Source organism: Psychrobacter sp. (assembly GCF_018260395.1).
GTDB lineage: Bacteria > Pseudomonadota > Gammaproteobacteria > Pseudomonadales > Moraxellaceae > Psychrobacter.
Genome location: NZ_JAGLBC010000017.1, coordinates 20,375 through 29,341, shown reverse-complemented (window position 1 = coordinate 29,341; position 8,967 = coordinate 20,375). Strand labels below are relative to the sequence as shown.

The 8,967-nt window shown below is 35.7% G+C and carries 6 protein-coding genes; 4 read left to right on the top strand and 2 right to left on the bottom strand.

Features of this window, described 5'->3' with window-relative positions; genetic code table 11:
- Positions 1-110 precede the first annotated feature (110 nt).
- Positions 111-2,810, bottom strand: a complete 2,700-nt coding sequence (gene pepN / locus QZ265_RS02775; RefSeq protein ID WP_296403181.1) for an aminopeptidase N — start codon at positions 2,808-2,810, stop codon at positions 111-113.
- Between the two features lie 415 nt (positions 2,811-3,225).
- Between pepN and QZ265_RS02770 the strand changes: the two genes are divergently transcribed.
- The 3 genes from QZ265_RS02770 (at position 3,226) to QZ265_RS02760 (ending at position 5,634) form a co-directional block, all read left to right on the top strand.
- Positions 3,226-3,891 (top strand): DUF6231 family protein, encoded by a 666-nt coding sequence (locus QZ265_RS02770; RefSeq protein ID WP_296403179.1) that lies wholly within the window; start codon positions 3,226-3,228, stop codon positions 3,889-3,891.
- A gap of 312 nt (positions 3,892-4,203) precedes the next feature.
- On the top strand, positions 4,204-4,716 hold the full coding sequence (pal, locus tag QZ265_RS02765) for a peptidoglycan-associated lipoprotein Pal (protein ID WP_296403177.1): 513 nt from the start codon (positions 4,204-4,206) through the stop codon (positions 4,714-4,716).
- Between the two features lie 102 nt (positions 4,717-4,818).
- A complete protein-coding gene (locus QZ265_RS02760; protein ID WP_296403175.1) occupies positions 4,819-5,634 on the top strand; it encodes a 4'-phosphopantetheinyl transferase superfamily protein in 816 nt (271 codons plus the stop codon).
- A gap of 120 nt (positions 5,635-5,754) precedes the next feature.
- On the opposite strand, the gene QZ265_RS02755 is transcribed toward QZ265_RS02760, so the two are convergent.
- Positions 5,755-6,576 carry a hypothetical protein gene (locus tag QZ265_RS02755; protein ID WP_296403173.1) on the bottom strand — a complete coding sequence of 274 codons (822 nt, stop codon included), beginning with the start codon at positions 6,574-6,576 and terminating at the stop codon, positions 5,755-5,757.
- 760 nt (positions 6,577-7,336) lie between these two features.
- Between QZ265_RS02755 and ahcY the strand changes: the two genes are divergently transcribed.
- Positions 7,337-8,758 (top strand): adenosylhomocysteinase, encoded by a 1,422-nt coding sequence (gene ahcY, locus QZ265_RS02750; RefSeq protein WP_296403171.1) that lies wholly within the window; start codon positions 7,337-7,339, stop codon positions 8,756-8,758.
- Positions 8,759-8,967 lie beyond the last annotated feature (209 nt).

Here is an 8,967-nt window from a genome sequence, read left to right as displayed (position 1 = left end):
TAAGTTATAAATTATTCCCAATGATTTAACAAAAAATGCCTAACATGATGTTAGGCTTTTTTATACGTCATATTATAGACATTTAAAACATTACCATTTATAAGCTTTAACTAACCTGCCTTTAACATGGTTTGCAGACTTTCTACAACGTTCTTAGATTTTACATGCGCACTTAACTTTTGCAGCTGCTGCTTTGCATCTTCACGCATTGGTTCAGCCAAGGTGTACCATCGAGACAGTGTCTGTAATAAGCGTGAGGCCATGACTGGATTGGTTTCATCAAGTTTTTGCACCACACCAATATATAGCTCTATACCCTCTTTAGTCCACAACTTAGTTGGTTGGGCAGCAAAACTTCCGACTACGGCACGAATTCTATTCGGTGTGCCCCAATCGAAATCTTTACGATCAATAAGAGCAGTAATATCGGCTATCGGAGCATTTAAATCTCCTGCCTGAACACTAAACCATAAGTCCATTACCAAGGCTTCATTGTTAAAGCGCTGATAAAAGTCTTCAAGTATCGTATCCTTTTTAGGATGGTTATGATTAACCATCGCACTTAATGCGCCTAAACGCTCAGTCATACAACTGGCATTTTGATACTGATTATAAGCCCAATCCTGCGCTTCATCTATACCAGCTGTAAGAGCCATATCTAATACCACATTTCGTAGAGTACGCTTACCTCTAGCTTCTGGCGTGTCTACATACGCTTCTATAGGAAGCTGCTTATATAATTTTTGCCAATCATCTTGCATACAATTGGCTAAACTTAATTTTAGTGCATCGCGCTTATGTTTCATGATTGTAGGTTGGTAGTCATTATTCACTGCAGATGCTAACTCTCTTTCTGCAGGTATGTCTAATATTCTAGCCGCCAACATCGCATCTTCATTCGCTAAACTTAAAAATGCTTTTTTAACCGCTGATAGATAAACATCTGGCTCGTTATCTTGTAAGAGAATTTGATTTACTAAAGCTTGTGCACTTTGCCACTGGTTAAAACCATTAATTTCATGAGCCAATAAAAATGCTAAATCAGCTTCATTATACTGATACTTCATTTGTACAGGCGCACTAAAGTCACGAAGTACCGAGACCACAGGTTCAATTCCTTCAACTGTGACTACATTGTCAAAGACAAAGTCTTGGGTTTCTTGCTCAAGCATTAGCAGTCGCTCTTCAATTAGCTCTCCGCTAGTTCTATCGAATAAAGCTGTATTGACTGGTATAGGCAAAGGTTTCGGCACATCAAAACCTTCTACATGACGCGTTTTTTGAGATAAGGTAACAATTAGCTTGCCTACATTATCATCATCTAATTCGAAGCTTTGACGACCTGATACTTCTGGCGTGCCAGGCTGAGTGTACCAATCAATAAAGTGCTCAACAGATTGACCATTCGCACTCAATGCAGATAACCAATCTTCTACTGTGACTGCCTGACCATCATAACGCTCAAAATAGGTATCAGTACCTTGACGATACTTGTCGCCTAATGTATTGGCTAACATTCGCACCACTTCTGCCCCTTTTTCATAAACAGTGGTGGTATAAAAGTTATTAATTTCAACAAAGCTGCTCGGACGTGGAGGATGTGAAAGTGGTCCTGCATCTTCTGTAAACTGATAAGCACGTAACATTGACACATCATCAATACGCTGTACAGCTGGTGACTGTTGATCTGCTGAGAATGACTGATCACGATATACAGTAAGACCTTCTTTTAAACATAATTGAAACCAATCACGACAAGTGACTCGATTACCAGTCCAGTTGTGAAAGTATTCATGTGCAATTATAGATTTGACACTAAAACTACGAGCATCTGTGGTCGTCTCTGGGCTAGATAGCACACAAGAAGTATTAAAAATATTAAGCCCTTTATTTTCCATTGCGCCCATATTAAACTGGCTTACCGCCACAATCATGTAGCGATCTAGATCATAGGCTCGGCCATAATTGACTTCATCCCAATGCATAGAGTCTTTCAAGGCTTGCATTGCCAAATGACATTTATCGATATCATAACTCTTTGCAAAGATTTGAAGTTTAACGTCACGGCCTTCGCTAGTGGTATAACTGTCTTCTAGCACTGCTAGGTCGGCGAATACACAAGCAAATAAATAACTTGGTTTCTTACTAATGTCGTACCATACTGCGTAATGACGACTATCATCACCTTCAACCTCACCTGACGCAATAAGATCGCCATTGGCCAATAATGTTGGGAACTTTTTATCCGCTTCTAATCGAGTGGTAAATACAGATAATACATCTGGGCGGTCTGGAAAATAGGTTATTTTGCGAAAACCTTCAGGCTCACATTGGGTGACATACATCACATCATCACCCTCGCCAGCAATATAAAGCCCTTCAAGTTCAGTATTTTTATTAGGATAATGTCGTACTTTAACCTTGACTACAGCTTTATCAGGAGCGTTTTCAATGACAAGCTTTTCTTTATCTAATAGATAGTCTGTAGGTTGTAATACTTGGTCATTGACACTAATTGATATCAACTCCATGTTTTGGCCTAGGAGTTCCAAGTTACCTGTATGCTGTCTCAGCATAGTCATCACACTATCTACGGTAGCGTAATCATCAAACATTCTGATATCAAGCTCGACCTTTTCTACTGAGTAGCTAGGCGGAGTATAATCTTTTAGATAAATTCGCTCAATTCCAGTCCCACTATCCGCCTCATTTGCTTCAACTGTTTTAGGGTTATTTATTGGTGCATCTGGGGTCAAACTATCTACGATCATAGCGTTGTCTTTAGCGTCTGTCTGCGTTAAATCTGTCATAAAATTCTCTATATTAAACAATTAATTTTTTATAATATTTTCTTAAGCTTATCGAAATATGGTACTTACTACTTATAAAGTGCTTACTACTTTAATTAAATAGTCTCTATTTTATTTAGCACTAAGTAATTTAGAACTATGCTATTTAAACTAAGCTATTTAGCACTATGTTATTTAGTACGGTAAATTAAATTCAGTATCAGTATTGCTTATATCACTAGCTATTTAAAAATTAGCCATAGGCTTTATATTGTAACATTCTGACTTATTTTAAACCTATCCGTGCAAAAATATGTTATCTATAGCTTTATACAATCCTTGAAAATATCCTTTTTATAATTTAAACATCAAACTATTGAATAGCTGTTTATACTATTTCTATTCAAAATATTCCTAAAACTATTAAGTGTGAATCATGTCAACGAATAACTTCCTGCCTGCATCATCAATTGATTTTATAGCCCTACACATTTTGCAAGTAATTGATCAATTGTCTAAACCAATTCAATCTCAGCACATTAATAAAAAAGTAAATGCCGTTAACAATTCTAATGCTATAAAAAATCCTAATATCAATATCAACGACAGTGACAGTGAAGATAAATTGGCCCTGTCTGTCTTACTGGTTAGTGATAATTCAATAAACGCTAACATTAGCCAGTTTTTGACAAAAAACAGTCCGCAAACCATAGTTAAAAATTTAACCATTAATGAGTTTAGTAGCAGTCCTTTTGATAAGCGATATGCTTTAGGCTGCCTAATTATTCCTAGCATAATAAGAAACTTAAACAATGATGCCACAGGCGTTGTTTGTGAGGTTAAAGACTTAGCTAATTTGAATAATATTGCAATACGACTAAGAGATTTATTTGCGGAACAAAGTTTAATTTTAACTTATGCTTCATCAAGTGAACTTAATTTTAATTGCTTAGGCTATATTCCATTACCCATTGAAACTTCTGATAACTCTCCAAGCCTAATAAGTTGGCAATTTAACCTTTATGACTATAAGCATCGACCTGATTGGCTAAATTCTAAATATTGGGCCAACCCTGAAAACTTTGACAAATATCGATGGTAAAGAATGTGTATTAAAGAGTATTAACAGGTTGAACACAATATTTTTTAGATTATTTATTGCTCAAATGAGGCATTAATAATAGGTATTAACAGAACATTAAGATAGAATAATCGTTTAATATTTTTAAGTCTTGCCATTATCACGTTATAATTTACAGTAAGACTACTTACAAAAAGTAACATCTGCTTTTATATGTGCTATATTTACAACTAAAGAAGTTAGACATTACTTTAGTGTTAAATGATGAGCGTTTTAATACAATATAATCATCATAAAAAGCTCACAACACCTTTAGAAATCTGAGGATCTAATATGTATTCATCATTAAAAATTTCAGCTATCAGCGTAGTTTCAGCTGCCTTATTAACCACTGTAGGTTGTGCTAGTAAGCCAAGAAATTCAGAGTTCGTTGTTGCACCTATGGCTGTGCCTGGTAATGCAGCTTATCAAACTGCACCTTTGGTGAATAACTCTGCTGAAGTTCAAGCTGCTGCACAAAGCGTTCGTAGTGTTGTTCGTTTTGCTTTTGATAGTAGTCAAGTGGATGCTGAAGCTGCCAAAGTTCTAAATGAGCAAGTAGATTTCTTAAAGAAATTTCCTGATGCTGTAGTGTTAGTAGCTGGTCATACCGATGAACGTGGTAGCCGTGAATACAATCATGCATTAGGTGAGCGTCGTGCACAAGCCGTTAAAAATTATCTTGCTTCGCAAGGTGTTAACGATGCTCGGGTTCAGACGATTAGCTATGGCGAAGATCGTCCAGCTGCTGCCGGTTCAGACGAAGCTTCTTATGCTCAAAACCGTAGAGCTGAATTGTCATATTAATTCAATAAAAGTTAAATAATTGGTTATTAATGTCAGCATTTTTTATAATCATTATAAACCCAGCTTAAGCTGGGTTTTTCGTATTAGCACTTTAATATATTTATGATGTATAAACCTATTATTAATGCTCTATGCCTTAAAGCTTTAAGTTTAAACCAAACTTATTATTTTGGTTTTAGTGATAAAGGTGAAAGCTTACCTCTGCATGACTATAATTCTTCAGCTTGGATAGCAGTATCTTCATATAATTATGCCAATGATAACAACACTACACAGGCTAATAGATTTAATTATCCAAATTCAAAAACCAAATCTTTTAAGCTTAGAACCCAAAAACTAGCCGTCAGACAATTATGCTATCATCTTATATCTGAACTAATAAAAGGGCTGAAATTTAAGCCTATCAACGCCCTCAAAATTGAAGTCTTAAAAACTCATAGTATAAAACTATTAGAAGATAGCTATCCTTTTCGTCTTCTACCTTTTAATTATTACGTTTGCTTTAGTCATTCTGATGACATGATTGCTTGTGCTATACACAAAAATCTACCTATTGGAATAGACTTGGAAACCAATCAAATATCCTCTTTAATAGCAAAACGTTTTTATACTAAAGACGAAAACCAATGGATACTCGGATTAAGTTCAAAAGAACAACCTGTAGCTTTGAAGATATTATGGATGTTAAAAGAAGCTTCTATAAAACTTTATAATTATAAAGAAGCTAACTTGATATCTGGTCTTAATAAAAATTTGCTTATTCAGGCGCAGCATCTTATGCCAGAAGACATCATAAATATAAAGAAGGATTTAAGTATCTTTCATTCTAATGACAAAAAATCTAACATTAAATCTATTCAACTTGAAAATGCAACATACTTATATATCGCTTCTAAAAATCTTGTAGCCATATGGTAGATTTTTATTATATGAACTAGATAAATGCCTATTGAAGAAAATAGCATATTACAAACAGTAAGAAAATAAAAAAAGCACCCCCGAAGGGATGCTCTTTTACAATTTTAACTGGTTCAATAATTAGAAGCGGTAAGTTAATCCAGCTTTAACAATCGGATACCAAACGTCTTGATCTTCGATATTTTTCTTAGCAGCTTGAGCTAGACCTGGAGTAACAGCACCAGTAGTAGTTACATTAGCATCTACATTACCCATATAAGCTGCACCAAGCTCACCAAATAGACCCCAGTTTTGGTTAATGTTTGGACGATAACCAACAGTTAAATAAGGAGCAAGCTTGTTTTTATTCTCAACATCAACATTTACAGTTGCACCATTATTGATATCATATTCATTGCCGTCAATTTTAACAGTGGTCTTACCATTGGTAGGCGTTAAAGCAGCTTTCAATTTATTATCTGGAACAATGATACCAGTACCAACCGTAAAGTTATTGGCAAATGGACGTAAATTAACGCCTAAATATGGATTGCTGAAGTCAGCATCATATTTCATATCACCCTTGAAATTACCCCAACCGTCACCTAGTACTTTACCCCAGTTGATCCAAGAATCACTAGCGTCTAAATCTTTAGTACCGTCATCTTTAAAACCGTTCCAACCAGCAGTTAGTTCAGTAGTTTCGTTAAGACCCCAAGCAACGTTAGCACCGTAACCTAAAGTACCAATTTCAGCACTTACAGCTGCAGGATGAGTAACAGTATTGAATAAAGTTTTAGTTGTACCAACTACAGCACCTGTAGTATTAGCGATAACGCCAGCATTTTGATCATATTGATAAGCAACTGGCTGAGCTTCAACAACAACTACTTGATCGGCTGCCATCGCCATAGAAGAACCAAGTACTGCAGTTGTGATAGCTGATAATTTAAGAAGTTTCATAATATCTCCAAAGAATATAATTAAGTTAAACCATGATTTAATGTCTAATATGCAAAAAGCAATCCGAACTGCTTAATTATAAGATTTGTGGTAGTCACTTAACTGTCCACTAGTTTATAAAGATAGCTCGAATTGCTCATCCATGAGACACCATAGAGGTTTCTCGAATCCATGTGTATATTAAACACTTTTTTACAATTTTTGTCATCCCCTTAAAGTTGCCTTTTAATAGGGATTCTGTAATTTTTACTTACAATTTGTAATTTGCATTGTATTTTACACTATTGTTTAGAGAAATATCTATTTTTAATAAATTCATTTCTCAATTTAAAACTAATGAATATACTAAGACTCAAGATGACTTTAAACATTACTTCTATTACAATAAGCATTGCCGAGAGGTGTTGCATCAGTATCATTATCAATCGTATGAAGCGTTAATATCACTTTAATACCTCGCTTTAATACCTTGCGACCCAATGATACTGTCAGGCTCGGTCTGCTCATTTTTATATGAAATTGATTCAGTTTATGTTCAAATGTTCTGATTTGAATAAATAGATATTAAATTCAATTCATTTTTTAGTATATAGAAATTATCATTTACATTCCTAACTAATTGATAGCAATATTTATTTTAGGTGTTCGGATGATAATTAAGCTTATTTAACCATAATAATACTTGGCTGTAGCTTTTGAGCAAACAACGACACCTGCGTTTCTTTCACCTTAATTATTTATAAATACCAAGGAGCTCGAGATGGACGCAGTGTCTAATATCGATTCAAAAACCAATCTAGAAAATCTTAACGATTACAAAGTAGCGGATATAAGCTTAGCGGATTATGGACGCCGTGAAATATCATTAGCAGAAGCTGAAATGCCTGCGCTAATGGGCTTACGTAAGCGTTATAGCCAACAACAACCACTTGCAGGGGCAAAGATCTTAGGTTGTATTCATATGACCATTCAAACAGCCGTGCTTATCGAAACTTTAGTAGCCCTAGGTGCAGAAGTACGCTGGACATCCTGCAATATATTCTCAACTCAAGACCATGCTGCTGCTGCAATTGCAGCAAGTGGTGTGCCTGTATTCGCTTGGAAAGGCGAAACTGAAGAAGAGTATGAATGGTGCTTACGTCAACAATTGTATGTTGGTGGTGAAGAGAGTGGTCAATTATGGGATGCAAACTTAATCCTTGATGACGGCGGCGACTTAACAGCACTTATTCATAATAACTATCCGCAAATGTTAGATACCATAAATGGTATTTCAGAAGAAACCACCACAGGTGTTCACCGCTTAATCGATATGCTTAATAAAGGCACTTTAAAAGTACCCGCTATTAACGTAAATGATGCCGTTACTAAGTCAAAAAACGATAATAAATATGGTTGCCGTCACAGCTTAAACGATGCTATTAAACGTGCTACTGATATGCTTCTTGCCGGTCGCCGTGCTTTAGTTATAGGTTATGGCGATGTGGGTAAAGGGTCAGCCCAAAGCTTACGTCAGGAAGGCATGATTGTTCGTGTTTCTGAAGTAGATCCAATTTGTGCTATGCAGGCATGTATGGACGGCTACGAGTTGGTCTCTCCTTATATTGATGGCAATAACACCAATTCAGCTGATAGCGTCAATTCTCGCTTATTACAAGATACAGATTTAATCGTAACTACCACTGGTAACTACCATGTGTGTGATAAGCATATGCTTGCAGCCTTAAAGTCAGGTGCGGTGGTTTGTAATATCGGTCATTTTGATACCGAAATTGACACTCAGTTTATGCGTGACACTTGGAAGTGGGTTGAAATTAAGCCACAAGTTCATCAAGTTTATCGTTCAGAAAATGACGGTGATTATTTGATTCTTCTAGCTGAAGGTCGTCTGGTAAACTTAGGTAATGCTACCGGTCACCCTTCACGTATAATGGACGGATCTTTTGCAAACCAAGTATTGGCTCAAATGTATTTACATGAAGATAAGTTCTCAGAGCTACCTGAAGATCAACGTACTAATAGCTTATACGTTAAAGTATTGCCGAAGAAGCTTGATGAAGAGGTAGCTGCTGCTATGGTTGCAGGCTTCAATGGTGTGATGACCAAACTGACCCCTAAACAAGCTGAGTATCTAGGTGTTCCTGTTGAAGGTCCATTTAAGCCAGATAACTATAAGTATTAGTTTGACGGTATATTTGTTTGACAGTATAAGTGTTTGTTTGACAGTATAAGTAACAATTAAGCTTAAAAAGCCTATTAACTATAATCTTATATTTAGCATTAGATACATAGAGTGCAAGTTATAATACTTATTAGATATGAAAAAAAGAGTCAGATTTGCTTATAATTAAACAAGCTTATATTTAGATTGGTTTGTCCTTAAAATTTATT

Bases quoted from the DNA above. Each gene is read 5' to 3' on its own strand.
- pepN (WP_296403181.1), bottom strand. From the start codon at position 2,810: ATGACAGATTTAACGCAGACAGACGCTAAAGACAACGCTATGATCGTA.
- QZ265_RS02770 (WP_296403179.1), top strand. From the start codon at position 3,226: ATGTCAACGAATAACTTCCTGCCTGCATCATCAATTGATTTTATAGCC.
- pal (WP_296403177.1), top strand. From the start codon at position 4,204: ATGTATTCATCATTAAAAATTTCAGCTATCAGCGTAGTTTCAGCTGCC.
- QZ265_RS02760 (WP_296403175.1), top strand. From the start codon at position 4,819: ATGATGTATAAACCTATTATTAATGCTCTATGCCTTAAAGCTTTAAGT.
- QZ265_RS02755 (WP_296403173.1), bottom strand. From the start codon at position 6,576: ATGAAACTTCTTAAATTATCAGCTATCACAACTGCAGTACTTGGTTCT.
- ahcY (WP_296403171.1), top strand. From the start codon at position 7,337: ATGGACGCAGTGTCTAATATCGATTCAAAAACCAATCTAGAAAATCTT.